We start from the raw sequence: 24,530 nt of genomic DNA, 5'->3' as shown, positions 1-24,530 counted from the left end.
ACGTGTGCGCCGGGTGCCGTTCAGTCGGCAAGTGACGCGCTGACCGCGTCGTTGTCCTTGTCGACGGAGGACGCCTTGCCGAAGACGGCGTCGCGCATCAGGGTCAGCCAGGGCCCGTTGGGGTCGTTGAAGGTCTGGCCGAACTTCAGCGCGTACGGGGTCCGGCCCTCGGCCACCAGTTCGTTGATCGTCACCAGCCGCGGGTCCGCCTTGGAGTGCTTGTTGGACGCGAGGTCGGTGCGCGCCACCACGTCCTTGTTGGCGGCGACCACGTCGACCTGTGCCTTGTCGCCCAGTGACCAGGCGAGGAAGTTCCAGGCCTGGTCGGCCGACTTGCTGGTGGCCGAGATGCCGATGGCGTCACCGCCGACGAAGGTGGACTTGCCGCCGTCGGGGCCCGGGATGGGCGCGACACCGAGGTCGAGGTCCTTGGGCATAAGACCGAGGGTGGTCGAAGGCATCGGCATGACGCCGACCTTTCCCTTCGGGAAGACGCCGGTCCAGGTCGTGCCCGTCTCGTCGCGTGCGCCCGGGGCCACGATGTCGTCCTCGACCCAGCCGCGGTAGGTGTCGTAGACCTTCTTCGCGGTGTCGGAGGAGAGCGTTGCCGCCGTTCCCTCCTCGTTCAGCACCTCTTCGCCCGCGGCCCAGATGGAGGGCCACCAGGTGAAGACGCCGCAGCCGCCGCAGTTGCCGCCGAAGAAGGTGCCGTTGACGCCGCCGCCGAGGGCGTCCACGGCCCGTGCCTGACGGTCCCACTCCACCAGTGTGGCGGGCGGCTTCTCGGGGTCGAGCTGCGCTCGTCGGTAGAGCTCCTTGTTGTAGAAGAGCACCGACAGGTCGAGGGTGTGCGGCACCACGTACTTCTTGTCCTCGTACGTACCGGCCTTGATGTGCGACTGGGCGAGGTCCTCGGCGAAGGGCAGGGCGTCGACGCGTTCGGTGATGTCGGCGAAGAGCCCGCTGGAGGTGTAGTTGGGGACGAACACCACGTCGGAGGCGAACAGGTCGGGAAGGTCCCGGGCGCCGGCAGCCGCACCGACCTTGGCCTGGTAGTCGTCGGTGGGTATGACGGTCAGCTCGATCTTGTTCTCGTGGCTCGCGTTGTACGCCTTGACCAGGGCCTCGCTCTGCGGGCGGGTCGCCGCCCGCGTCCACATCGTCAGCGTGGCACCGTCGTCGACGCCGTTGGCGCCGGCCGCCGCGCCGTCTTCCTTGCCGTCCGAACCGCCGTCTCCCGACCCGCAGGCCGTGACCAGGCTCGCGGCGGCAAGGAGCGCGATGGCACCGGTGGCGAGCCTGCGGATGTGTCCACGTGGTCCGGTCGTACTCCCCACGACGATCCCCCCTCTGCGACGAACTGCTAAGACGAGCTCTGGTGCAGAAATGAACCGAAAAGGCTTTCTGTAAGCTAGGACCCGGCTGTTTTCGCGTCAATCCCCTTGCCCAGCCTGGTTGCTGAAGGCTTGCCGAAACCCAGGGAAACCGATGGCGCACCTCTCCGACCGAAACCTCTCACGTACGGTTTTACGCGCGACGTGTCACCCTCGACGGCCTCGGCACGCGACGCGAGACAGGAGAACCTCCATGGCACAGGCCACCGACCCCGCTCGTTCGGGGCCCGCCACGCTCAGCGACGTCGCCCGGCTGGCCGGCGTGTCCATCGCCACCGCCTCCAAGGCCCTCAACGGCCGCAGCCAGGTGCGCGCCGAGACCCGGCAGCGCGTGATCGACGCGGCCGAGCGGCTGTCGTTCCGCCCCAACCAGGTGGCCCGCGGCCTGCTCGCCGGGCGCACGGGCACCGTCGGTCTGCTCACCAGCGACCTGGAGGGCCGGTTCAGCATCCCGATCCTGATGGGAGCCGAGGACGCGTTCGGAGCGGGTGCGGTCGCGGTGTTCCTCTGCGACGCCCGCGGCGACGCGATCCGCGAGCAGCACCACGTCCGCGCGCTGCTCGGCCGCCGGGTCGACGGCCTCATCGTGGTGGGCAGCCGGACCGACCCGCGGCCGTCCCTGGGCCGCGAGTTGCCCGTGCCCGTCGTCTACGCGTACGCGCCGTCGGAGGACCCGGCGGATCTGTCCATCGTCCCCGACAGCGTGGGCGCCGGCCGGATCGCGGTGGACCACCTGCTCGCCTGCGGCCGTACCCGGATCGCGCACATCACCGGCGACCCCGGATACCTGGCGGCGCGGGAGCGGGCCGAGGGCGCCCGGGCCGCGCTCGCCGACGCCGGCCTCGCCCTGGTCGGCGAACCGCGGTTCGGGGTCTGGTCGGAGGGCTGGGGACGGGCGGCCACCGCGATGCTGCTCGACCGGCACCCGGACGTCGACGCCGTTCTGTGCGGCAGCGACCAGATCGCCCGCGGTGTCATGGACGTACTGCGCGAGCGCGGCCACCGGGTGCCGGAGGACGTGGCCGTCATGGGCTTCGACAACTGGCGGGTACTGACCTCCGCCTCCCGCCCGCCGCTGACCAGCGTCGACATGAACCTCGAACAGGTCGGGCGGGCCGCCGCGCACGCCCTGTTCAGCGCGATCTCCGGGACGCGGCGGGCGGGCGTGGAGACCCTGCCCTGCCGGGTGGTGATCAGGGGGTCCACGGCAGCCCTGTCCTGAGCGTCGGGGCGGACCGCGTCGCGTCGGGTCGCACCCATCCCCCTTGACACTTCCAGAGCACAGATCTACGTTGCGAAAACCTTTCAGGTCGTTTCAGAACCTCCCGGGCACGCCGGGACCTTCCGCCTCACAGGTCCCCTCTTTTCGCTCTTCAGCGCTTCCACGTGCACAGCTGTATGTCATGAGCACAACATAAGCGATGGCGGCCGATGCCCCGTCGCCCCGCACGTCCGGGGGCAGGCGCGTGCCGTCAACCGGACAGGGAGCACCCGATGAGAAGACGACGGACGGCGTCCCCCGGAAGGGACGTCACCCACGCCCCGTGCCGCTTCGCCTCACCAAGGGCCGGCGAGGCCGACACCGAGGTCAACAGCGCCTCCCGCATCCGTGAACGGCGGGCCCTGTCGTGAAGCGACTGCTCCTCGTACTGGCGCTCATCGTCTGTTCCGTCGTCACCGCGACCCCGGCGCACGCCGCGCAGACCATCGGGTTCCCCACCTTCACCGGCCCCGCGATCCCGGCCCCGCCCGTCGCCCACACGACCGGCGACATGATGCGGAGCATCTACGACGCGGAGAGTTCGGGGACCGACTTCTGGATGGACCGGCTGCTGGCCCGCTCCGGCAACGACCCGGCCGGCCCCTGGCTGATGAGCCGTGGCCGTGCGCTCTTCATGAAGACCCACGATCCCGCGGTGCTCGGCTTCGGTGGCCACGCCGCCTACTGGGAGAGCATCAACGACAACAACGCCTACAGCGTCGCGATCAGCCCGGGCACCTTCACGGAACAGGTCTCCCAGCGCTGGCAGGCACCCAGCCACTGGAAGAGCGTGCACACCAGCGGCTCTGTCACGGTCAACCAGACCAAGTTCATCACCGACAACAACGTCGCCGTGACCAACCTGTCGATCAAGAACAACGGCAGCGGCCCCACCACACTCCAGTTGAGGGCGACCTCCCCGTACGCCACCACGGGCACCGGCAGCGAGCTGACCGGGCAGGTCAACGCCTACAACAACCTCACCACCGTCCGCCCCCGGCTCACCGGCGACGGATTCACCGCCTCCGGCGGCGGCCTCACCCGGTCCGTGACGATCGCGGCCGGAGCCACAGTGACCACCAAGGTCGTCATGGGCTTCGTCACCGACGAGATCCCCGAATCCCTCACCGAGTACAACGCCTACGCGGGCTACTCCAACGCGACCGCGTTCGCCACCCACGTGAGGGCCTACAACCTGTGGTGGGCGCAGAACGTGCCCTACATCGACGTACCCGAAGGCGCGATCAAGAAGAACATCTACTACCGCTGGTGGCTGATGCGCTTCAACAGCCTCGACGCGAACATCCCCGGGCAGACCTTCCAGTTCCCGACCTCCACCGAAGGCGTCCTCGGCTACAACAACGCGATCGCCCTCACTCAGCCCATGCACATCGACGACCTCAAGTACCTGCGCAACCCGGCCTACGCGTACGGGGACTGGCTGAGCGTCGGCCAGACCTCCAAGGGCGGCCGTTTCCTCGACAACCCCGGTGACCCGGAGAACTGGTCCAACAGCTACACCCAGTACATCGCCGAGGCGGCGTGGAAGAGCTACCAGATCCACGGCGGCCAGCCCGCGATCGCCGCCAGCCTGGCCCACTACGCGGAGGGCGACGTCAAGGGCCAGCTCGCCCACTACGACCGCGACAACAACAAGCTCATCGAGTACGACTGGGGCGCCCTGACCGGCAACGACGCCGACGCCGTCTCCTTCCACTGGAAGCCCGGCACCATGGACCGCGCCGAGTCCGCCTACCAGTACAGCGGCGCGCTCGCCGCCGCGCAGGCCTACGAGGCGACCGGCAACACGGCCAAGGCCACCGAGATGCGCACGCTCGCGACGCAGATCAAGGACGCCATCGTCAACGTGCTGTGGAATCCCAACCGGCAGTTGTTCGAACACCGGTTGAAGTCGACCAACGAATGGGTGCCCTGGAAGGAGATCAACAACTACTACCCGTTCTCGGTCGGCGCCGTCCCCGACACCGCGGCCTACAAGCAGGCCCTGCGCCTGTACGACGACCCGGCCCAGTACCCCGTCTTCCCCTTCTACACGGCCAACCAGGTCGACAAGAAAGCGGCTGCCGACGCCGGGAATCCGGGCTCCAACAACTTCTCCACCATCAACTCCACCGTGCAGTTCCGGCTCTACTCCTCGGTGCTGCGCAACTACTCCAACTCCTGGATGAACGCGACCGACTACAAGAAACTGCTCTACTGGAACACCTGGGCGCAGTACGTCGGCGGCAACACCCAGTGGCCCGACGCCAACGAGTTCTGGGCCGACTGGAACGGCAGCTCGATCGACTACCGCTCCTGGATCCACCACAACATCCTGGGCAGCAGCAACTGGACCGTGATCGAGGACGTCGCGGGACTGCGGCCACGCAACGACGCCAAGGTCGAGCTCTCACCGATCGACATCGGCTGGAGCCACTTCACCGTCAACAACCTCCGCTACCGGGGCGCCGACCTGTCCGTCGTCTGGGACGATCCGGCCGACGGTGTGGTCCGCTACCCCGGTATCCCGGAGGGCTACTCGATCTACGTCAACGGCAGCCGGGCCGCCACCGTCAGCTCACTGGTGCCCTTCACCTGGGACCCGGCCACCGGAGACGTCGCCACGAACGGCACGGTCACCCACAAGACGGCCGTCGCCGGGCTCAAGGCCCCCAACCAGGTCGAGCAGAACAGCCCGCAGATGGTCGACATGCTCGCCAAGGCCGGCGTCGACCTGACCGCCGCCCCGGCCAACCTCGCCGCCGGCGCGACCGTGTCCGCCTCCCACACCGGATCGGGCAGCACCGTCTCGGGAGCGGTCAACGGATACCCCACCAACGAACCGTTCTGGGGCGCCGGCGGCTCCCCCAACAGCCAGGACTGGTACGAGCTGAACTTCGGCACCGCCCGTACGCTCAACGAGGTGCGCCTGTACTTCAAGGACAGCCGCCCGGCGAGCACCACCTACCGGGCCCCGTCCGCGTACACCATCCAGTACCACAACGGCAGTTCCTGGGTGAACACACCAGCCCAGACCAAGACCCCGGACGCGCCCCGGGCCAACTACAACCTGGTGCGGTTCCCGGCGATCAGCGCCCAGCGCATCCGAGTGCTGGCCACCAACACCTCCGGGGCCAAAACGGGCCTCACCGAGGTCAAGGTCCACAACCGGGGCGGCGTCCAGCCACCGGCCAACCTGGCCGCGTCCGCGACGGCGTCCGCGTCGTACACGTCCTCCTGGGAGAGCGTCGCCGCGGTCAACGACGGGATCGACCCGCCGTCGTCCAACGACACCGTCAACCCGCGCTGGGGCACCTGGCCGGAGACCGGCCAGCAGTGGGCCGAGCTGACCTGGCCCTCGGCCAAGACCCTCGACAAGGCCGAGGTGTACTTCTTCGACGACGACCAGGGCATCGACATGCCCGCCTCATGGAAGCTCCAGTACTGGAACGGCAGCGCCTACGTCGACGTGCCCGGCGCCGGCACCTACCCGCTGGCCAAGAACCAGTACAACACCGTCACCTTCACCCCCACGAACACCACCCGGCTACGGGTGCTGCTCACCGGCACCGGCAGCAGCTCCGTGGGCCTTCTCGAAGTCAAGGCGTACGGACCCTGAAGGGATGTGACTCAGTGACCAGATCCAGATGTACGGCCGTACTCACCGCCGTGCTCGCCATGGTGGTCGCCCTCCTGGTGGCGCCGCCCGCAACCGCCGCCGTCACGTTCGCCTCGACGGGAGTGAACCAGAACGGCGGCAACTGCCTTGACCTGCCCGGCAGTTCGACGACCAACGGAACTCAGCTGCGCGCCTTCGCCTGCGGCTCCGGCGCGAACCAGAACTTCGGCTACACCCCGGTCGCGGGGACGGCCGACACGTACACGATCACCACGCAGTCCGGCCAGTGCGTCGACGTCTCCGGGGCGTCCACGGCGGACAACGCCACGATCATCCAGTGGCCCTGCCACAACGGAACGAACCAGCGGTGGCGGCTCGTTCCCGTGCCGGTCTCCGGAACCGACAAGACCTTCAACCTGGTCTCCGCCGGCTCGGGCAAGTGCGTGACGCCGAGCGGCGGTTCGTCGGCCTCGAACACCGGCCTGGTGCAACTCCCGTGCGCCGCCGCGAACGGCAGGGTGTGGCGGCTGCCCGGCTTCACGGGCGACGGCACGGGCACACGCACGTTCACCAACCCGCTCTCCCAGCGCGGACCCGATCCCTGGCTCACGTACCACGACGGCTCCTACTACCTCGCCACGACCACCTGGAACTCGACGATCACCATGCGCAAGGCGAGCACTCTCGCCGGACTCGCCACGGCCACCGACCAGGTGATCTTCAACCTGACCCGGCCCAACGGCGCCGGCACGATGTGGGCCCCGGAGTTCCACCTGCTCGACGGACCCAACGGGAAGCGGTGGTACTTCTACTACACGGCCGGGCGGGAGCCGTACGACCTGGGCACCCAGCGGATCCATGTGCTGGAAAGCGCCGGCCTGGACCCGATGGGGCCCTACAGCTTCAAGGCCGACCTGCTCGACCCGACCCAGGACAACACCTGGGAACTGGACCCGGGCATCCTCCAGTTGAACGGCCGGCTCTACCTCCTCGGCACCTTCTACAACGGCTCGCAGCCCATGTTCATCCGCCCGCTGTCCAACCCGTGGACCGCGAGCGGCACCCGCCGGGTGCTGTCCACCCCGACCTACAGCTGGGAGACGGTCGGCGGCGCGGTCAACGAAGGCGCCGAGGTCCTCCAGCGGGGTGGGAAGACGTTCATCGTCTACTCCGCCAGCCACTGCTCCACACCCGACTACAAGCTGGGGATGCTCACCTACAACGGCGGCGACGCGCTCAGCTCCTCGTCCTGGGTCAAGTCCCCCAACCCGGTCTTCCAGCGGTCCAACGCCAACGGTGTGTACGGCCCCGGCCACAACGGCTTCTTCAAGTCGCCGGACGGGACCGAGGACTGGATGGTCTACCACGCCAACGACTCGGCCGGCGGTGGCTGCGACATGAACCGGTCCACCAGAGCGCAGAAGTTCACCTGGAACGCCGACGGCACTCCGAACTTCGGCACACCGGTGGCCCTCGGCGTCACACTGACCGCACCATCAGGGGAGTAACCGGACGATCCCGGCTTCTGTCGTGCCGCCGACCGCACCGGCCCTGGGCCGCTTCAGGACTGGTACGGCTGCTGCTGCGGCTGCCCGTACGGCTGGCCGCCGTGGCCGCTCGCACCCTGCTTCTGCAGCTGCTCGGCCTGCTCCTTGGTCACCTTCTGCTCCGCGCCGCAGAAGGTGCACTGGGTCACGTACTTCGTCGAGAACGGGAACAGCGGAACGAAGAACAGCGTGAACTTCGTGACGCGCTTCTTGAGCGTGTGCGCGGCGGGATTGCCGCAGTGGCCGCACAGCAGCGTCACTATCGCGAGCTGGTACAGGTATCCCTTGCTACCAAAGATGATCATGCTCTTGGTCCCTCCTGGGGCAGCGCCTGCCGGCCCGGGGCCGGCAGGCGACGAGGTGCGCTCACTCACCACAGTCTCATGCACGTCGGTGCGGTCGGCGTCCGGTGCGGCTGCGCGAGTCGGCCCGGTTCCGGTGCGCTCACATGCGAGGGGGTCCGGCGTCGACGACCGCCATCGAGAGTTCCAGCGGGTCGAAGTGGATCAGTGACTCCAGCCACCAGGTCATGCCTGCCTGGGCGAGTCCCCCGAGATCGACGTTCTTGTCCTCCTGCCATGCGGGACTCGCGTTGCCGCGGACGACGATGTCGTACGGCCGGTCGGCAGGCAGGCCGGCGCGGTGCAACCGCCGGCGGATGTCGGCGACCTCCTCCGGGATCAGCTCGTGGTCGGCCGGGTTCGGGAAGATGCCGTCGCAGCCGGAGGCACGGCTGATCACCCGCGGGTTGTTGGTGGAACTGGCCATCCAGACCGGAATGCGGTGCGGCTCCGGTTCCGTGGCCGCCAGGTCCACCTGGTAGTGCGGGCCGCTGTGCCGGATCGCCTTGCCTGCCCACATCGCCCGCATCAGTTCGAGCCCCTCGGTCAGCATCGCCGAGCGGGTCGCCAGGTCCGTCGGCTCTCCGAAGCCACTGAAATCACCGGACTCGTCGACGCCCACTCCGGTGCCGACGACAAGCCGTCCCCGGGAGAGCCTGCTGACGGTGGACGCGTGCCGGGCGACCATCCAGGGCCGCCGCCGGGCCAGTGGCGTGACCGTCGGGCCGAGCAGCAGATTCTCGGTGGCGTGCGCGACGGCCGCCAACGTGGTCCAGGGATCGGCGATGGGCATCGCGTCGGTGACCACGTGGTCCCACAGAAACACACCGTCCCACCCGGCGGCCTCCGCTCGCACCGCCAGCTCGACGAGGACGTTGGGGTCGCCGAACGGGCCGAACGGCGGCAGGTAGACGCCAAAGCGCAAGTTCTCGTTCATGAGGGATCTTCTCCGGAGCCTCGCCGGTTTCCGCGGGCGGCCGGAAGCCGGTCTGCCGTGTTCGGCATTCCGGCCGCGCCGGAGAGACGGGCGAACGCCTCGTACCGGCGGGGCGGAAGGTTGACGAGTCAGTGGGTTACGAGGCGCTGTCCCGCACGTCGAGGTGGGCCCACAGATCCTCTGCCGACTGCGCTCCGGCCGTCTCGTCCGGGGAGGAGGCCACGGAACTCTCCGCTTCGGCGCGGTTCGCGAACGCCACGGTGCGGCGGGCCTTGGCGATGATCTCAGCCTGGTCCTCGCCGAACGTCGCGGTGTCGAGCCGGGCGTTGAAGGCGGTCAACGCGTCGGGGCTGATCACCGCGAGGGCGGCTCGCAGCTCGGCGAGCGTCTGCGGGCCGTCGGCGTGTTCTGGCCAGTCCGAGTCCGAGTCGGTCTGCGGGGTCGGCTCGTGCGGTTGCGCGGACATGTGTGTGACCTCCGGTCGTGATGCCTCCACGGTACGCGGTTGATGAAGCGGCATGAACATCCAGGTCCCCGCGGATCCGTTCGGCCGAAGCGCGTTCGCGGTCGGCGAGCGCCCTTGGGCGCGGCGCGTCCAGGGCGTTGTCAGCCGCCGACGGCCTCGGCGGGTGCGGTACGGCGGAATTCGTGGGCTTCGGCGAGGAGGAGGTAGCTGCTGGCGGTCCAGGTGTAGGCGCGGTCGCGCAGACCCGCGCCGGTCAGGGCGTCGAAGTTCTCGGCGAAGCCGTGGGTCTCGCACAGGGTGCGGAAGCGGGCGCTGATCTCGTCCGCGAGGCGGTGGTGGCCGCTGCGGCGCAGGCCGTCCTCGATGAGGACGGTGGCCGGGGCCCAGATGGGGCCGCGCCAGTAGCCGTCGGAGCGGTAGTGGGGCGAGGTGGGCAGCTCGGTGGCCAGGCCGTGCGGGGTGAGGTGGGACTCGATACGGTCGGCCAGCACGCTGCTGACGCTTTCCGGCAGGTGTTCGCCCAGCGCGATCGGCATCAGGTCGAGCAGGCTGGAACTCGTCCAGGACTCCTGGCCGTGGACTGAACGGGCGGCGAAACGGTCCCCGGTCCACAGCTGGTCGAGCATCGCGGCCTGGGTCGCGTCAGCCGTACGCGTCCACCGCCGGGCATCGTCGGGTCTCCCCAATTCCGTTGCCAGATCGGCGAGTTCACGCAGCTGGAGGATGAGGAAGGCCGCCAGGTCGGCGGTGACGATCACGCGCTCGGGGTCGAAGGTGGTGGCGTTGTCCCAGCCGCTGTCGTTGCCGTGCTGGTAGTGGGGCAGGGCGGCGCCGGGCGCTCGCCGGGTGGTGAGCCAGAAGTCCGTCCAGCGTTCCAGCCTGCGGTAGGTCTCCGCGAGTTCCGCCTGGCCGAGGGGTTCGGGGAGCCGTCTGCGCAGGTGGCCCAGGGTCCAGCCGTGAATGGGCGGCTTGACGAAGTTGTAGAGGATCTCGGAGTGGGTGACCGAGTCGGGCAGCGCCCCGCTGTCGTCCTGGTGGTCGAAGGGCAGCGAGAACTGGTCCCACGCCAGATCAGGTGAACCGGGGGCCAGGGCAAGGGCGTTGAAGCAGTGGTCCCAGCTCCAGACCTTGTCCATCCAGTGCTTGGACATCAGCACCGCGGGCCGGGTGACCAGGCCCGCCGGGTTCACGGTCGCGGACCACACGACGTAGGCGGCGAGTTCGGCGGCCGGGGTGCCGGACGAGCGCCAGGGGGCGACCGTGTCGGCGAACTCGGCGAATGAGCGTTGCGCGGCCCTCACGACCTGGTCGAACGTCGCCGACGAGGTGAAGGGCCGCCGCGCCGAGTCGAGTTCCTCGACGGCGACCTCCCAGGCTCCGTCGGCACCGGCACCTCCACCGGCATCGACATCGGCGGTGATCGTGAGGCCGCGGTCGGCACTGCCCAGGGCCTGCGTGCCGGATGAGTCGGCCACTCTGCCGGACAGCACGGTGATCCGGTAGCGGCGACCGGTCTCGTACGAGGTGAACAGGTGCGCGCCGTCCACCGGGTCACGGTAGAAGTAGCTGCCGCTGAACGGCGTCAGGGCCTTCGCCGCCGCGGTGACGCGCAGGTCCAGCCCCTCGCCGCGCAGGCGGACGGTGTCCGGTGTCTCGTAGGCGAGGTCTATGTGCCCGCTCGGGCCCGTCCAGCTGAGCCGGCCGGGTGTCGCGTCCACGAGGGTCTCTGCCCGGTCGCCCGTCGCCGTGTCCCTGGGGACGAAGCACAGGACGGGGTGCATGCCGTTCTGGTGCGAGACGAGGTGGAGGTCGTCGGCGCGTGTCTTCTCGGCGAGCACGGGCGAGATACCGAACCAGGACCCGTGGAAGCTGAACGGAATGTCGTGGACGGAGAAGGCCGGGCCGGATCGGGCGGCGGTCATGAAGCGTTACTCGTTTCTTCGGCTGCTGTTGTGCAGTGGCTTTTTCGGCACGGTGGTCGGTCCGGCCGGGCGGGACCGGCGGTGGAGCCACGGGCGGTCGGACGGCACGGCCTCGTACGGTCGGTGGGCCCGGTGTCAGTCCTTGACGGCTCCGGCGGTCACGCCGGCGGCGACGTACCGCTGGGCGAGTACGAGGATGACCGCGGCCGGGAGCGAGGCCACGACGGCGGTGGCCATGATGGCGTTCCACTCCTGGTTGTTGTTGCCGATGTACTGGTAGATGCCGAGGGTGATCGGCTCGTGGGCGCCGCCGTTGACGAGGGTGCTGGCGAAGATGAAGTCGGACCAGGACCACAGGAACGCGAACAGGGACACCGTGACGACGGAGTTGCGGCTCATCGGCAGGACGATGGACCAGAAGGTGCGCAGGGGTCCGGCGCCGTCCGTCTTCGCGGCCTGGAGCAGTTCGCCGGGGATGCCGGACATGAAGGCGGTGAAGATGAGTACGGCGAAGGGGACGGCCAGGGTCGAGTCGGCGACGATCAGACCGGGGACGGACTGGAGCAGGCCGAGGCTGAGGTAGATGGCGTAGAAGCCCATCGCCATGATGATTCCGGGGATCATCTGGGCGGCCAGCAGGACGAAGGAGAGGACTCCGCCGCCGCGCGGGCGCAGCTTGGCCAGCGCGTAGCCGGCGGGCGCGGCCAGTGCCACGGTCAGCACGACGGTGCCCAGGCCGATGACGAGGCTGGTGCCGAGGTAGGGCAACTGCTGGTCAAGGACGGCTCGATAGCCGTCCAGGGTGGCGTTGACGGGGAACAGGTCCGGCGGGCTCTTGCGCATGTCCTGGTCGGGGGTGAAGGACACGTTCAGCATCCAGTAGACCGGGAAGAGCATGACCGCGGTCAGCAGCAGGCCGATGGCCGTCTTCCACCACGTACGGCTGCGTCGGTTCACGGCGGTTCCTGTCATGACAGTCCCTGCTTTCGCTGGACCCTCATGTAGACCAGTCCGAATACCAGAGCCGCGACGACCAGCAGGTTTCCGACGGCCGCACCCGGGCCGAAGGCGGGCAGCAGGTTACCGAAGCCGAGTTGGTAGGACCAGGTGGCGAAGGTGGTGGACGCGTCCGCCGGGCCACCCTTGGTCATGATCCAGATGATGTCGAAGACCTTGAGTGTGTAGACGAGCCCCAGCAGCAGGGTGATGGCGGACACCGGGCGCAGCAGCGGGAAGGTGATGCGCCAGAACCGCTGCCAGGCGTTCGCGCCGTCGAGGGCCGCGGCCTCGTACAGGCTGGCGGGGATCGACTGCAGACCGCTGTAGAGGACGACCAGGTTGAAGGGGACGCCGATCCAGATGTTCGCGAGGATCACCGAAGTCAGCGACCACGAGGGCGAGGTGAGCCAGTTCACCGGGCCGATACCGACCACGTTCAGGGCGGCGTTGACGATGCCGGAGTCGCTGTTGAGCATCCACGACCAGGTGGAGGCCGACACGATCAGCGGCAGCAGCCAGGGCACCAGGAACAGCGCGCGCAGGATCGCGGAGAGGCGGAAGTGCTGGCTGAAGAAGACCGCGAGGGCCAGACCGATGGCGTACTGGAAGACCAGCGACACGGTGGTGAACACCACGGTGTGCAGGAGTGCGGGGGCGAACGTCGGGTCGTCGAAGACGGTCAGGTAGTTCTTCAGGCCTGTGAACGGTGCGTCGCCCTGGACGAAGGAGCGGACGGTGTAGTTGCGCAGGCTCAGGTCGATGTTGCGGTAGAGCGGGTAGGCGTAGAAGAGGCCGAGGTAGAGGACCACCGGGGTGAGGAATCCCCAGGCGGCCCACTGCTGGGACGTGGGACGGCGCCGGGTCGTCACGCGTGCCGGGGGCGGGGCGGCGGTGGCCGCCCCGTTCCGGTCGCGCACCGGCCGGCGGTCCGGCGGGTGTGTCGTGCGGTTCATCAAGAAGCCCTCGGGTCCGGTTACCTGACCTACTTGACGGCGGACTGTGCCGCGGTGAGCGCGTCCTTCGGTGACTGCGCCCCGCTGAGGGCGGACTGGACCGCCTTCCACATCTGCTCGGAGATCTTGGGGTACTTGGTGCCGAGGTCGTCACTGGTACGTCCCCTGGCCGCCTTGACCGCCTCGACCCAGGGCTTCAGCTTGGCGTCGGCCGCCACCTGCTTGTCCTGGACCTCGCCGGTGGGTGCGACGTAGGACAGGGTGGTGTCGGTGTCGAGGAGGTTCTGGCCGCTGGTCAGGCAGGACACGAGTTTCTGCGAGGTGGCGTAGCGGTCCGCTTCGCCCTGCACCGGGATGGTGACGAACTCGCCGCCCGTCGGGGCCGCGGCGCTGCCTCCCGAGGCGGCGGGGACGGGGATGACGCCGTAGTCGAAGCCGGCCTTCTCCGCGTTGGCGAGCTGCCAGGTGCCGTTCTCGCTGAACGCGTAGTCGCCGCTCGCGAACTCCTGCCAGCTGGTGGTCTGGGTGTTGTTGATCACCGAGTTGGGGGCGTAGCCCTTCTTCAGCCAGTCGCTCCACAGCGACAGCGCCGAGACGGCTCCGGTCGAGTCGAGGTCGGTCAGCTGCGCGCCCGAGCCCCAGAACCACGGCAGGAACTGGAAGCTGCCCTCCTCGGTCCCGATGGCCGAGAAGGTGATGCCCTTCTTGCCCGCCTTCTTGACCTTCTCCAGTGCCGCGGTCAGCGACTTCCAGTCCGTGACCGAGGCGATGTCCACCCCGGCCTTCTTCAGCACCTCCTTGTTGTAGTAGAGGGCCAGGGTGTTCGCGCCGATCGGGGTGCCGTAGGTCTTGCCGTCCGTCTGGCCCGCGGCGAGCAGGTTGGGGTCCGCCTTCGAGGTGTCCAGCTTGTTCTCGTCGGTCGTGGTGAGCAGCCCCGCCTCGGCGAGTGTCGACACGACGGGGTTGTCCACGATGAGTACGTCCGCGGAGTTGTCCTGCTGCGCCGCCAGCAGTGCCTTGTTCGTCAGGTCGCTGGTGTCGAAGGCCGTCCGCTTGATCTTCACACCGGCCTCGGTGCCACAGTCGTCCAGCAGCTTCGCCCACGCCGAGCCCTTGTCGAACTGCGGGTACGGGTCCCAGACGGTGTACGTGCCGCTGTCCGCGGCCTCGTTGGCTGAGCCGCTTCCGCCGGAGGAGCACGCGGTGGCGCTGGTGGTGACGGCGACGACGGTCAGGGCCACGGCGGTGAGACGCCGTCTGGCGGATCGGTTCATTGCGCTTACCTCTTGGTTTTGGGCACGGGTGTGCCAGGGAGGGGTGGCTGCTGAGGTGCCGACCGGGGCCTGTGAGCATCCGGCACGGCCGACCGGTGTCGGGAAGGGGCAGGTGCTTAGGGGAAGGGGAAGAGGAGCCGCGGGAACGGGGGTTGCGGAAGGTACGTCAGGAGTTCGTGGCGGAACCGGAGTCCGGCACGGCTCCTGCCGGACCGGTGCTGGCGCGCAGCGAGATGGGGGGTGCGAGCAGGTGGTGCCGGGCGGGTGCGTCAGGGTGGTCGAGCCGCTCCACGAGCAGTTCGACGGCGAGGCGGCCCATCTGCTCCGCCGGTACGTCGGCCGCGGTGAGCTGCGGGGTCACCGTCTCCGCCCACCGACTGGCGACGACCCCGGTGACGGAGAAGTCGCGCGGCACATGGCGGCCGGCCTGGGCCAGCCCCCGGTAGAGACCGCCAAGCGCGGCCTCGTTCAGTGTGACCAGGCCCGTGGTGGCCGGTTCGTCGTGCAGGATCCGCTCCAGACAGGCCAGGCCCGAGGCGGCGTCGTCCCCGCAGCAGTACGTACGGACGGTGAGCCCGCGCTCCGCCGCGGCCTTGGTGAATCCGTCGAGGCCCCGGTGGGCGGACTCGTACCCGGCCCGCAGGAGTTGCTCGGGCCGGTTGACGAAGGCGACGGTGCGGTGGCCCAGGTCGGCGAGGTGGTGGACGCATGCCTCCACCAGTGCGGTGTGGTCCAGGCCGACCCACCAGCCGCGCTCCGGATGTGCGGTACGGCCGATGGCGACGGCGGGGAAGCCCTCCGCGGTGAGGTGGTCGACCCGGTCGTCCTGCAACCTGATCTCCATCAGGATCGCGCCGTCGACCCGGCGCTCGCCCAGCAGCCGCTGGAACGAGCGGTCGCTGTCCGCTCCGCTCGGAGAGAGCAGCACGTCGTAGTCGTAGGTCGCCGCGGCTTCGACGACGCTGCCGATGAAGTCCAGCTGCATCCCCGTGTAGTGGTTTCCGGCCGGCGGGAAGACCAGACCGAGGGTGCTGGTCCGGCCGTTGGCCAGGGCCCGCGCACTCGCGTTGGGCTGGTAGCCCAGCTCGTCGATGACCCGCTGGATCTTCTCCCTCGTGTCGTCCGACACCGGGCGCTTGCCGCTCAGGGCATAGGACACGGTGCTCCGGGAAACACCGGCCCGCTTGGCGATCTCACCGATGTTCACGGGCACTCCTTGGTTTCTGCTTCGCTGTGCGAACCGGTTCGACGACTTGAGATGAGAGGGATCGTACTTCCGTACCGCCCGCGCCAGTTGGTACTGAGGCAAGGAGGCCGGCAACCGATCGTCGAACCGGTTCGCGTGAAGTGAAGGTAGGAGCAACCCGGACGAGTGTCAACGCCTCGCGCCGAACTTCCCGTAACAGTGCGGAAATCATGAGCGGCCCGCCCGGGGGTTGTCCGAGCTATGCAAAAAGCTCGCTTCACCAGGGAAAATCCGGACTGCGGCGAACCAGAGACCGCTCACGCGGCCTCCCTGACGAAACCTGAGAGATCCGTGTCAGGGGTATTGCTGGCCGGTTTCGCCGCTGCTAGCTTCCTCGAACCGGTTCGCTGAACACTGAGGTCCAAGGCGGTGATCGAGGCAGCATCCATGCATCGGGACACCGCGTGGGGCCCGCCCGTCACGTGGCGGTAGGCGCCCTCCGGTTGGAATGTGGGTGCCGGACCGGCCTGCAGACCGTCGGCGTGCCGGATCTCTCCCTCCGGCAAGGGGCGGCTGGGTATGCCCGAGGGCCGGAAACCGAAGCGTCACCGCACCCACTGCCAGAAGTCACGCCTGTGCCGCAGGCATTCGCTCGAACCGGTTCGACGTCGCGACACGGCGGCCCGGGAAGCCTCTTCCCCATCCAGGACGTTCGAGCTGCCCCGCCATCAGCAGGCCACGCATCCGAAGCGACCCGGAACCAGTCCGGTCAGTCAGCCCCCACGGAGAACACGGAGAACGCAGTGCGAAGAGGTAGAACGACGGGAGCCGCCGCCATCGCGGCGGCGGTTCTCGCCACCATGTTTGCCATGCCCTCCATCGGCACGGCCGAGGCCGCGGAGCCGGAACGGCTCGTCATCGATCTCGCCACCGACACCGGTCCCTTCCACGGCGGCGCCAGCGGCACGCTGTACGGGATCTACGGCGACGGAGTTCCCAGCCGGAACCTCATCGAGGGTATGAACGTCCGCACGGTGTCCACCAAAGCGCAGGACGGCCCGCAGCACCCCGGCGCGGACGCTCTGGAGATCCTCCCGTCGTTCGTGAAGGCGGGCGGCAAGGACGTCTACATCTACATGACCGACATCTACCGGGGCTTCCCGTACGAGTGGCCGGGCGCGGACGGCCCCGCGCGGCTCGCCGACTTCCAGGAGAAGATCAAGAAGCAGGTCAAGCAGGTCCTGACCATGGACGAGAACGAACAGGACCACGTCGTCTACGTGCCCTTCAACGAGCCCGAAGGGAACATGTTCGGCACCGGGAAGTGGAGCTACAACGGAGTCTCCTGGCGCACCGATCCGAAGGACTACTTCGCGGCGTGGAAGGAGACCTACCAGCTCATCAGGGAGCTGGATCCGGACGCGCGGATCGCGGGCCCGAACACCTCCCTCCTCTACGACCAGGTCAAGGGCTTCCTGCAGTACGCCAAGGCCAATGACGTCGTCCCGGACGTGATGACCTGGCACGAGCTGTCCAGCCCCGCCGCGGTGCGGACAAGCGTCGCGAAGTACCGGCAGTGGGAGAAGGAGATCGGGATCGGCCCGCTGCCGATCAACGTCAACGAGTACGGGCACAACTACCACCTCTCCGTGCCCGGCCAGGTCGTCCAGTGGGTCTCCGCCATCGAGGAGTCGAAGATCGACGCCGACCTGGCGTACTGGAACATCGACGGCAACCTCAACGACTCGGCCGTGGAGGCCAACAAGGGCAACGGCCAGTGGTGGCTGTTCAACGCCTACGGCCAGCTGTCAGGACACACCGTCCAGGTGACCGCTCCCCATCCGAACCAGCAGTACACCCTCCAGGGCGTGGCCACGCTCGACAAGGAGAAGAAGCAGTCCCGCGCCATCTTCGGCGGCAAGAGCGGCGACGCGGACATCGTCTTCGACAACATCGACCCCGAACTGTTCGGGAAGACGGTGCGCGCCACCGTGCAGGAGATCCCGTGGACCGGGCAGGTCGGCGACTCCGCACAGCCGCTGCGGCTGGCCGACCAGGAGGTCACGGTCGGCGAGGACGGCTCCGTGACGCTGCCGATGACCGGCATGAACGAGATGTCCGCCTACCAGGTCATCCTCTCCCCGGGCGGAAACGGCGGGAAGCCGGCCACCCCCTCGACGAGCTGGCGGAAGAGCTATGAGGCGGAGAACGCCACGTACACCGGCGGCGGTTACTCCAAGAACGGCCCCGAGGGCACTCCCTCCGACGTCGGGAAGTTCGCCACGTCCGGCAACTACAACGTCGGCGGGCTGCGCACCGGTTCCGACGGAGTGCTCGGCTTCGACGTGGAGGTCCCGCAGGACGGCACGTACGACCTGAGCGTCTTCGCCAACTCCTACAACCTGGACGGCCGGGTGAAGGAACAGGGCCCCACCAACGTCTTCCTGCGCGTCGACGGCAAGGACCCGCAGGAACTGCGGATGCCGCTCGGCTACAAGTGGGTGGTCTGGGGCCACACCGACACCACGGTGAAACTCACCGCGGGCAAGCACCGGATCACGCTCGCCGCGAAGGACGCGGACCTGGGCGTCACCAAGGGCGACGCGATCATCGACAAGATCGACCTGGCCCTGCGCGACGAACACGTGACCCAGCCGGCGATCTACGAGGCCGAGTACGCCACCCTCGCCGGCGCCCGGCCCGGCTACACCCACCCCGCCGCCTCGGGTCCGGGTGCGGTCGCCCTGTCCAAGAAGGGCTCCGCGACCTTCTGGGTCTACTCCCCCACGGACGGCGAATCGACGGTGTCCGTCGACCATCTCGGCGGCGGCAGCGCTAGCCTGGCACTCAACGGTGAGGAACTCGACCGTCCGAAGGTCGGCGGCGGCGAGCCGGGTACAGCAGCGGTCAAGATGTTCCTGTCCGCCGGCATCAACAAGATCACCGTCACCGGCACCGCCCGCCAACTGGTGCTCGACCGGCTGCGGGTGTCGCCGTCGGAAGGCACCCTGGTACCCACCGTGTACCAGGCCGAGGACGGCAGCGTCTCCGGAGCCGCCAGGACGACCGACCAGTACACCTTCGCCACCAACGGCAAGTCCGTGACGGACATCGGCAACGGCACCGCCAACGCCCTCACCATCGACGTCATGGCCGCCAGGTCCGGGCGGCACGCGGTGACCATCCGCTACTCCAACGCCGAACAGGCACCCGCCACCCACTACAACCCCGACCCGATCGCCCGGCACGCCGACCTCTCGGTGAACGGCGGCCCGGCACACCGGGTCCTGTTCCCGACCACCTTCCACTACAACGACTTCCGCGACCTGACCGTCCCGCTCACATTGAAGAAGGGCACGAACCGGATCACCTTCACGGCCGAGGAACTGCCGGACTTCAACGGCGACACCTACAACCAGTACGACCAGCGGTCCCCGTACGCACCGGTGATCGACCAGATCGCCGTCACACCGCTGACGCGGAAGTAGTCCCCGACGACACGGGCACGGTGGGCGGGTGCGTACGATGCACCCGCCCAGTGCCGGGACCGCTCAGGCGCCGGTCTCCGCGCGGTCGCCTCTCGCTTCAACTCCCCGTGTACGCGCCCCAGTGCGCCTCAAGGGCCGCGGCGACCTCGGCCGGCCTCTGGAGCACCGTCCAGTGGTTGCAGTCGAGTTCGATGACCTCGGACGCCCGCACGGCGGCACCGAGCCTCCTGCCGAACTCGATCTGGCAGGCCGGGTCGAGCGCGCCCCAGAACACCAGACACGGCGCGGACACGTTCGCCAGCGCGGGCTCCCACTCCGCGCCCACGGTCAGGGCCGAACGGTAGAGCTTGAGGACGCTGTCCTTCATCGGTCCGTCCACACGGCCCGCCATCTCCTCGGCCGGTCCGGCGGGCACGTCGAAGCCCGTCACCAGGTCGCGAGCGAAGGACGTGGTCTCCAGCTCGGCCATGAAACGGTCGCCCTCGAACGGGTCCTGCCAGATCTTGGCAAGCGGATGCCAGACGTACTCGGAACTGATCGGCCCGTTGCCCCCGGCCCAGGTGCGGACCAGGTCGGGGCGCACGGAGGCGACGCGAGCGGTGAGAATGCAACCCCAGTCATGGCCGACCAGGTCCACCGGTTCGCCGACTTTCTCCAGCCGCTCGACGAGCCAGTCGACGTACTCCTCCTTGGTGGAACCGAAGCCGGCCGGCCGCGGCGCACCGAACCCGGGCAGATCCCACGCCTCCACGTCACTCCGAGTCAGCTGCCGACGGACTCCGTCCCACAGACGGTGGGTGTCGGGGACGCCATGGATCAGAACTGCAGGCATGGTCAAGGCCCTTCATCAGTAAGAAATCCCAGAACGCGTCAGGCGGCATGGGGCGAAGCGTGCACACCGAAAATATCGCGGGAACAACATCTTGTCACACCGTGTTTTCAGGTATGGACGCCTCCGACCCGCATCACGGCGGAGGGCCCGTATCGGTTCTGCCATGCAGGGCGGATCCATGGTTCGACGTCACATGGATCAGGCCGCCGCAGGTAGGGACTCTGGTGATCCGAGCGGTGGACCGCACAGCAGGGAGCTTGTGATGAAGGAAGTGACCGTGACTGACGTACGAGGAAAACTCGCCGTGGTGACCGGGGCGAGCGACGGCATCGGCCTGGGGCTGGCCCTACGCCTCGCCCGGGCCGGCGCCGAACTGGTCCTGCCGGTGCGCAACGCGGCCAAAGGCGCCGCCGCTCTCGACCGCATCCGAGCGAGCGAGCCGACGGCGAGGGTCTCCACCCGCGTCCTCGACCTGGCCTCGTTGGCATCGGTCGAAAGCCTCTCCGACACACTGAAGTCGGAAGGCAGACCCGTCAACCTCCTGATCAACAACGCGGGGGTGATGGCGCCGGCCACCCGGCACACGACCACGGACGGGTACGAGCTGCAGTTCGGAACCAACCACCTCGGCCATGTGGCGCTCACCGGACACCTGATGCCGCTGCTGCGAGCCGGACAGGCCCGGGTGACCACCGTGACCAGCAGCGCCGCACGCGGCGGCAAGATCGACTGGGACGATCTGCAGAGTGAGCGGCGGTACTCGCCGGTGCGCGCCTACGGCCTCTCCAAGCTGGCCAACCTCCTGTTCGCACTGGAGCTGGACCGCCTCAGCACGGCAGGTGGGTGGGGCATCGTCAGTAACGCCGCGCATCCCGGCACGACACTGACCAATCTCTACGCGTCCGGACCCAACCTCGGCCGCGCCCGGACCGCACCCCACGAAGCGATCATGAAGCGGCTCGCACGCTGGGGGCTCCTCGTGCACTCCGTCGACGCGGGACTGCAGCCGATCCTGTACGCGGCGACCAGCCCCGAGGCAGGCGGCGGACACTTGTACGGCCCTGACGGTTTCGGACAGTTCACCGGCAGCCCCACTCAGCTGGCGATCTACAAGTCGGCCCGGAGCGAGGCGGCCGCGGCCCGGCTCTGGCAAGTCTCGGAACGTCTCACGGGAATCGAGTTCGCCGCCGTCTGAGGCAGACGACACCCTCGGCGCCCCCGCCGAACACACCGTCGGACCCCTTTCGAACGTCGAACGAACAGGACAGCGGGACAGTGGACACAGCGGACAGAGCCGCGTTGGCGGCCTTCCTCAGGGCTCGTCGTGAGGCCCTGCAACCGGAGGACGCCGGACTGCCCCGCGGCCGTCGTCGGCGTACCGACGGCCTGCGCCGAGAGGAAGTGGCCGCACTGTGCGACATGTCGGTGGACTACTACAGCAGGCTGGAGCAACCGCGGGGACCGAATCCGTCGGAGCAGATGCTGGCCGCGATCGCTCGCGGCCTGCGTCTGTCCCTGGAGGAGCGAGACCACCTGTTCCGGCTCGCGGGTCACGCCGCTCCCCGAAGGATCAGGCGAGGCGACCACATCAACCCGGGGATCATGCGGATCCTCGACCGGCTCCAGGACACTCCCGCGCAAGTGGTCAACCACCTGGGCGAGACGCTGAAGCAGACCCGGTTGGCGGTGGCGCTGCTGGGGGACGAGACGGCTTTCACGGGATGGGCCCGCAGCCTGCACTATCGCTGGTTCACCGATCCCGCTTCCCGGCTCGTCCGCCCTGAGAGCGACCACGCCGAGCACAGCCGCCTCCTGGCGGCGGATCTGTACGGCGCGTACGCACGCGACGGCAGTGACTCGCGCACCGCGCAACTCGTCGAGGAACTGCGGGCCGCCAGCCCCGAGTTCGCGGCTCTGTGGTCCGAGCACCCGGTGCTCGGACCCTACTGCGCACCGAAGCGTTTCCAGCATCCGCGGGTGGGGCTGCTGGAACTGCACTGCCAGACGCTGGTCGACCCCGACCAGTCGCAGCGGCTCCTGGTCTTCACCGCGGTACCCGGCACGGAGAGCTATGCGAGTCTCCAGCTCGTGTCGGTCCTCGGTGACGGGCCCGACCGCCCAGACCATCGACGGAGAGAAGGATCAGGCGAGGCGCCACCCGGTCGGTGACCTGCCAGGTGGCTGCCGGCGGCGGGCGGCCGAACCGCGGGACGGGGATTTCGGTGTTCTGGACCCTTCCGCTCGCTACGTGGGCAGTCCGGTCACTCCCCCTCGTCACCTTCGGTCACGTGTGCGCCGACATGGTCGGCGACGGCCGCGGACAGCAGAGCCGGCAGCAGTCCGGGGAACCGCGCGTCGAGGCTTCCGCGGCGCAGCGTCACGAAGCACCGGGTGCCCTCCTGACGGGTCTGCGTGACACCCGCCTCACGCAGCACCTTGAGGTGATGGCTGAGGGTGGACTTGGCGATGGGTGCACGTAGTTCGCCCCATCCGCGTTCGTTGCCGTCGGACAGCACCCGGACGATACCGAGCCGCGTCGGGTCACTGAGCGCTCCCAGTACGCGCGGCAAGGTGATCTCACTGCGGGCGGGTGATGACGAGTGGTCCGGCATGGCGGCCAGATTACCGCTTGTCCGGTACCGGACGAACGTCGCGGCCTCGGGAGCACAACGGCCGGAAACCGCACCGTGTGAACCTGCCAACGTCGGCGTGCTCCCCTCCTCGTGTCACATCTCCCCCGGCTCCGTGGTCAGTAGTGCGTATCCACAACTCGGCAAGGAGAAGGCCATGGATTCGCGCCTCAACTACTTCGGCAATCCCCTCGCGGGCAAGGTCCTGAAGCACATCAACTCGGCGAGCAAGGTCGTAGCGGACTCGGTGCTGCCGGCCTCGACACAGGAGCTGGTGAAGATCCGCGCCAGCCAGATCAACGGCTGCGGCTTCTGCACGGACATGCACACCAAGGACGCCACCGCCGCCGGGGAGACCTCGCTGCGGCTCAACCTGGTCGCCGCCTGGCGCGAGGCCACGGTCTTCACCGAGGCCGAACGGGCCGCCTTGGAGCTGGCGGAGCAGGGGACCAGGATCGCCGACGCGGCCGGTGGCGTCACCGACGAGGCCTGGGCGAACGCCCGCAAGCACTATGACGAGGACCAACTCGTCGCGCTCATCTCCCTCATCGCCGTCATCAACGCCTACAACCGCATCAACGTGATCAACCAGCAGCCCGCCGGCAGTTACCAGCCCGGCCAGTTCGGCTGACGAGAGACACCCGGCCCGGCCGGACGCATACGGTCCGTCTCCGCGCCACCCCCGGCCTCCGGCGGGGAGACGGACTTCCGGCGCCGGAAACCACTGTGCCATGCGCCGCTGATCGCAGATCAACGGTGTGTTCGTTCTGTCAACTTTGCGCCATGCCAACATCTGTTAAATTGTTCGATGTCCAACGAACATCGAACAATGAACCAGCAACTAAGAAGTAGGGAACCCAATGCCCAGCTCTGCAGCCCTGCCCTTCTCGGACCGTGTCGCGATCGTCACGGGAGCCGGATCGGGCATCGGCCATGCCACGGCGGTCGCCCTGGCCGAGTCGGGGGCCCGTGTCCTCGGCGTGGGGCGTCGAAAGGACGCGCTGGAGCAGACGGCTCGCGCGCACGCCAACATCGAGATCCTGCCGCTCGACATCTGCGCGGAGGGCGCCGCGGCAACGGTCGTCGGCGCGGCCGTGCAGCGGTGGGGCCGACTCGACCTACTGGTGAACAACGCCGGTGTCACCGCCGTGATGCCCCTGGCGGAGACGGATCGTGCAGTGATCACCAACCTGTTCGAGCTCAACGTGACGGCGCCGAGTCTGCTGGCCCACGCGGCCCTGCCCCACCTGCGGAAGTCCTCGGGGTCCATCGTCAACGTGTCGAGCACGTACGGCCACCGTCCCCTGGCCGGTGGGGCGCATTACGCGGCCACCAAGAGCGCCATGGAGCAGCTCACCCGCAGCTGGGCACTCGAACTGGCTCCGATGGGCATCCGTGTGAACGCCGTCGCCCCCGGCCCCACCAAGACGGACGTCCTGACCGCGGCAGGTCTTGCCGCTGACACCGTCGACGAGATGTACACCTACGAGCGCGAGCGCATTCCCGCGGGCCGGCTCGGCGATCCCGGCGACGTCGCGGACTGGATCCTGCGTATGGCCGATCCGCGCGGGACGCACGTCACCGGTCAGGTCCTCACGGTCGACGGCGGACTCGAACTCATCTGACTCCGCCGGAAGTTCGGCCGACGACCGCCGAAACCACCGTATGTAAAGGATGGGAA

Annotated in this window: 20 protein-coding genes; 9 read left to right on the top strand and 11 right to left on the bottom strand. The window is 68.5% G+C overall.

Annotated features, from left to right (window positions below; genetic code table 11):
- Nucleotides 1-20: 20 nt before the first annotated feature.
- Nucleotides 21-1,337 carry a sugar ABC transporter substrate-binding protein gene (locus AB0I18_RS16115; protein WP_363106096.1) on the bottom strand — a complete coding sequence of 439 codons (1,317 nt, stop codon included), beginning with the start codon at nucleotides 1,335-1,337 and terminating at the stop codon, nucleotides 21-23.
- A 250-nt stretch (nucleotides 1,338-1,587) separates the two neighbouring features.
- On the opposite strand from AB0I18_RS16115, the gene AB0I18_RS16110 reads away from it, so the two are divergent.
- From AB0I18_RS16110 to AB0I18_RS16095, 4 genes are all read left to right on the top strand, one after another.
- A complete protein-coding gene (locus AB0I18_RS16110; RefSeq protein WP_363106095.1) occupies nucleotides 1,588-2,616 on the top strand; it encodes a LacI family DNA-binding transcriptional regulator in 1,029 nt (342 codons plus the stop codon).
- 272 nt (nucleotides 2,617-2,888) lie between these two features.
- Nucleotides 2,889-3,026 (top strand): hypothetical protein, encoded by a 138-nt coding sequence (locus tag AB0I18_RS16105; RefSeq protein ID WP_363106094.1) that lies wholly within the window; start codon nucleotides 2,889-2,891, stop codon nucleotides 3,024-3,026.
- A complete protein-coding gene (locus tag AB0I18_RS16100; protein WP_363106093.1) occupies nucleotides 3,023-6,274 on the top strand; it encodes a discoidin domain-containing protein in 3,252 nt (1,083 codons plus the stop codon). Before AB0I18_RS16105 ends, AB0I18_RS16100 begins: the two co-directional genes overlap by 4 nt.
- A gap of 14 nt (nucleotides 6,275-6,288) precedes the next feature.
- On the top strand, nucleotides 6,289-7,782 hold the full coding sequence (locus AB0I18_RS16095; protein WP_363106092.1) for a family 43 glycosylhydrolase: 1,494 nt from the start codon (nucleotides 6,289-6,291) through the stop codon (nucleotides 7,780-7,782).
- 53 nt (nucleotides 7,783-7,835) lie between these two features.
- Here AB0I18_RS16095 and AB0I18_RS16090 read toward each other — a convergent pair whose 3' ends face one another.
- From AB0I18_RS16090 to AB0I18_RS16055, 8 genes are all read right to left on the bottom strand, one after another.
- Nucleotides 7,836-8,126: a zinc-ribbon domain-containing protein gene (locus tag AB0I18_RS16090; protein ID WP_363106091.1), complete on the bottom strand. Its 291-nt coding sequence runs from the start codon at nucleotides 8,124-8,126 to the stop codon at nucleotides 7,836-7,838.
- Nucleotides 8,127-8,265: 139 nt separating this feature from the next.
- Nucleotides 8,266-9,099 (bottom strand): LLM class flavin-dependent oxidoreductase, encoded by an 834-nt coding sequence (locus tag AB0I18_RS16085; protein WP_363106090.1) that lies wholly within the window; start codon nucleotides 9,097-9,099, stop codon nucleotides 8,266-8,268.
- A 136-nt stretch (nucleotides 9,100-9,235) separates the two neighbouring features.
- Nucleotides 9,236-9,565: a hypothetical protein gene (locus AB0I18_RS16080; RefSeq protein ID WP_363106089.1), complete on the bottom strand. Its 330-nt coding sequence runs from the start codon at nucleotides 9,563-9,565 to the stop codon at nucleotides 9,236-9,238.
- A 140-nt stretch (nucleotides 9,566-9,705) separates the two neighbouring features.
- Entirely contained in the window at nucleotides 9,706-11,487 is a 1,782-nt protein-coding gene (locus AB0I18_RS16075) for a trehalase family glycosidase (protein WP_363106088.1), read from the bottom strand.
- Between the two features lie 135 nt (nucleotides 11,488-11,622).
- Nucleotides 11,623-12,444, bottom strand: coding sequence for a carbohydrate ABC transporter permease (locus AB0I18_RS16070; RefSeq protein ID WP_363106087.1), 822 nt, complete (start codon nucleotides 12,442-12,444; stop codon nucleotides 11,623-11,625).
- A gap of 11 nt (nucleotides 12,445-12,455) precedes the next feature.
- Nucleotides 12,456-13,439 carry a sugar ABC transporter permease gene (locus AB0I18_RS16065; RefSeq protein WP_363106086.1) on the bottom strand — a complete coding sequence of 328 codons (984 nt, stop codon included), beginning with the start codon at nucleotides 13,437-13,439 and terminating at the stop codon, nucleotides 12,456-12,458.
- Nucleotides 13,440-13,468: 29 nt separating this feature from the next.
- Nucleotides 13,469-14,713: an extracellular solute-binding protein gene (locus AB0I18_RS16060; protein ID WP_363106085.1), complete on the bottom strand. Its 1,245-nt coding sequence runs from the start codon at nucleotides 14,711-14,713 to the stop codon at nucleotides 13,469-13,471.
- 166 nt (nucleotides 14,714-14,879) lie between these two features.
- The gene (locus AB0I18_RS16055) at nucleotides 14,880-15,920 is read right to left on the bottom strand and encodes a LacI family DNA-binding transcriptional regulator (protein ID WP_363106084.1); all 1,041 of its coding nucleotides are present in this window, start codon (nucleotides 15,918-15,920) and stop codon (nucleotides 14,880-14,882) included.
- 839 nt (nucleotides 15,921-16,759) lie between these two features.
- On the opposite strand from AB0I18_RS16055, the gene AB0I18_RS16050 reads away from it, so the two are divergent.
- Nucleotides 16,760-19,387 carry a cellulosome protein gene (locus tag AB0I18_RS16050; RefSeq protein ID WP_363106175.1) on the top strand — a complete coding sequence of 876 codons (2,628 nt, stop codon included), beginning with the start codon at nucleotides 16,760-16,762 and terminating at the stop codon, nucleotides 19,385-19,387.
- A gap of 97 nt (nucleotides 19,388-19,484) precedes the next feature.
- On the opposite strand, the gene AB0I18_RS16045 is transcribed toward AB0I18_RS16050, so the two are convergent.
- A complete protein-coding gene (locus AB0I18_RS16045; protein ID WP_363106083.1) occupies nucleotides 19,485-20,219 on the bottom strand; it encodes an alpha/beta hydrolase in 735 nt (244 codons plus the stop codon).
- Nucleotides 20,220-20,481: 262 nt separating this feature from the next.
- Here AB0I18_RS16045 and AB0I18_RS16040 point away from each other — a divergent pair, with 262 nt between their 5' ends.
- Together AB0I18_RS16040 and AB0I18_RS16035 are read left to right on the top strand one after the other, a co-directional pair.
- Nucleotides 20,482-21,414 carry an SDR family oxidoreductase gene (locus tag AB0I18_RS16040; RefSeq protein WP_363106082.1) on the top strand — a complete coding sequence of 311 codons (933 nt, stop codon included), beginning with the start codon at nucleotides 20,482-20,484 and terminating at the stop codon, nucleotides 21,412-21,414.
- Nucleotides 21,415-21,494: 80 nt separating this feature from the next.
- Entirely contained in the window at nucleotides 21,495-22,388 is an 894-nt protein-coding gene (locus tag AB0I18_RS16035; protein WP_363106081.1) for a helix-turn-helix transcriptional regulator, read from the top strand.
- A 92-nt stretch (nucleotides 22,389-22,480) separates the two neighbouring features.
- On the opposite strand, the gene AB0I18_RS16030 is transcribed toward AB0I18_RS16035, so the two are convergent.
- Nucleotides 22,481-22,831, bottom strand: coding sequence for a metalloregulator ArsR/SmtB family transcription factor (locus tag AB0I18_RS16030; RefSeq protein WP_363106080.1), 351 nt, complete (start codon nucleotides 22,829-22,831; stop codon nucleotides 22,481-22,483).
- A 175-nt stretch (nucleotides 22,832-23,006) separates the two neighbouring features.
- Between AB0I18_RS16030 and AB0I18_RS16025 the strand changes: the two genes are divergently transcribed.
- On the top strand, nucleotides 23,007-23,480 hold the full coding sequence (locus AB0I18_RS16025; protein ID WP_363106079.1) for a carboxymuconolactone decarboxylase family protein: 474 nt from the start codon (nucleotides 23,007-23,009) through the stop codon (nucleotides 23,478-23,480).
- A 229-nt stretch (nucleotides 23,481-23,709) separates the two neighbouring features.
- Entirely contained in the window at nucleotides 23,710-24,474 is a 765-nt protein-coding gene (locus tag AB0I18_RS16020; protein WP_363106078.1) for an SDR family oxidoreductase, read from the top strand.
- Nucleotides 24,475-24,530: the final 56 nt, after the last annotated feature.

Source organism: Streptomyces sp. NPDC050704 (assembly GCF_040654355.1).
Taxonomy (GTDB): domain Bacteria; phylum Actinomycetota; class Actinomycetes; order Streptomycetales; family Streptomycetaceae; genus Streptomyces.
Note: the sequence above shows the minus strand (reverse complement) of the source record. Positions and strands in the feature narration are given on the sequence as shown.

Excerpts from the sequence above, each read along its gene's own strand:
- AB0I18_RS16110 (WP_363106095.1), top strand. The coding sequence starts at position 1,588 with ATGGCACAGGCCACCGACCCCGCTCGTTCGGGGCCCGCCACGCTCAGC.
- AB0I18_RS16105 (WP_363106094.1), top strand. The coding sequence starts at position 2,889 with ATGAGAAGACGACGGACGGCGTCCCCCGGAAGGGACGTCACCCACGCC.
- AB0I18_RS16090 (WP_363106091.1), bottom strand. The coding sequence starts at position 8,126 with ATGATCATCTTTGGTAGCAAGGGATACCTGTACCAGCTCGCGATAGTG.
- AB0I18_RS16085 (WP_363106090.1), bottom strand. The coding sequence starts at position 9,099 with ATGAACGAGAACTTGCGCTTTGGCGTCTACCTGCCGCCGTTCGGCCCG.
- AB0I18_RS16080 (WP_363106089.1), bottom strand. The coding sequence starts at position 9,565 with ATGTCCGCGCAACCGCACGAGCCGACCCCGCAGACCGACTCGGACTCG.
- AB0I18_RS16075 (WP_363106088.1), bottom strand. The coding sequence starts at position 11,487 with ATGACCGCCGCCCGATCCGGCCCGGCCTTCTCCGTCCACGACATTCCG.
- AB0I18_RS16065 (WP_363106086.1), bottom strand. The coding sequence starts at position 13,439 with ATGAACCGCACGACACACCCGCCGGACCGCCGGCCGGTGCGCGACCGG.
- AB0I18_RS16060 (WP_363106085.1), bottom strand. The coding sequence starts at position 14,713 with ATGAACCGATCCGCCAGACGGCGTCTCACCGCCGTGGCCCTGACCGTC.
- AB0I18_RS16050 (WP_363106175.1), top strand. The coding sequence starts at position 16,760 with ATGTTTGCCATGCCCTCCATCGGCACGGCCGAGGCCGCGGAGCCGGAA.
- AB0I18_RS16045 (WP_363106083.1), bottom strand. The coding sequence starts at position 20,219 with ATGCCTGCAGTTCTGATCCATGGCGTCCCCGACACCCACCGTCTGTGG.
- AB0I18_RS16040 (WP_363106082.1), top strand. The coding sequence starts at position 20,482 with ATGAAGGAAGTGACCGTGACTGACGTACGAGGAAAACTCGCCGTGGTG.
- AB0I18_RS16030 (WP_363106080.1), bottom strand. The coding sequence starts at position 22,831 with ATGCCGGACCACTCGTCATCACCCGCCCGCAGTGAGATCACCTTGCCG.
- AB0I18_RS16025 (WP_363106079.1), top strand. The coding sequence starts at position 23,007 with ATGGATTCGCGCCTCAACTACTTCGGCAATCCCCTCGCGGGCAAGGTC.
- AB0I18_RS16020 (WP_363106078.1), top strand. The coding sequence starts at position 23,710 with ATGCCCAGCTCTGCAGCCCTGCCCTTCTCGGACCGTGTCGCGATCGTC.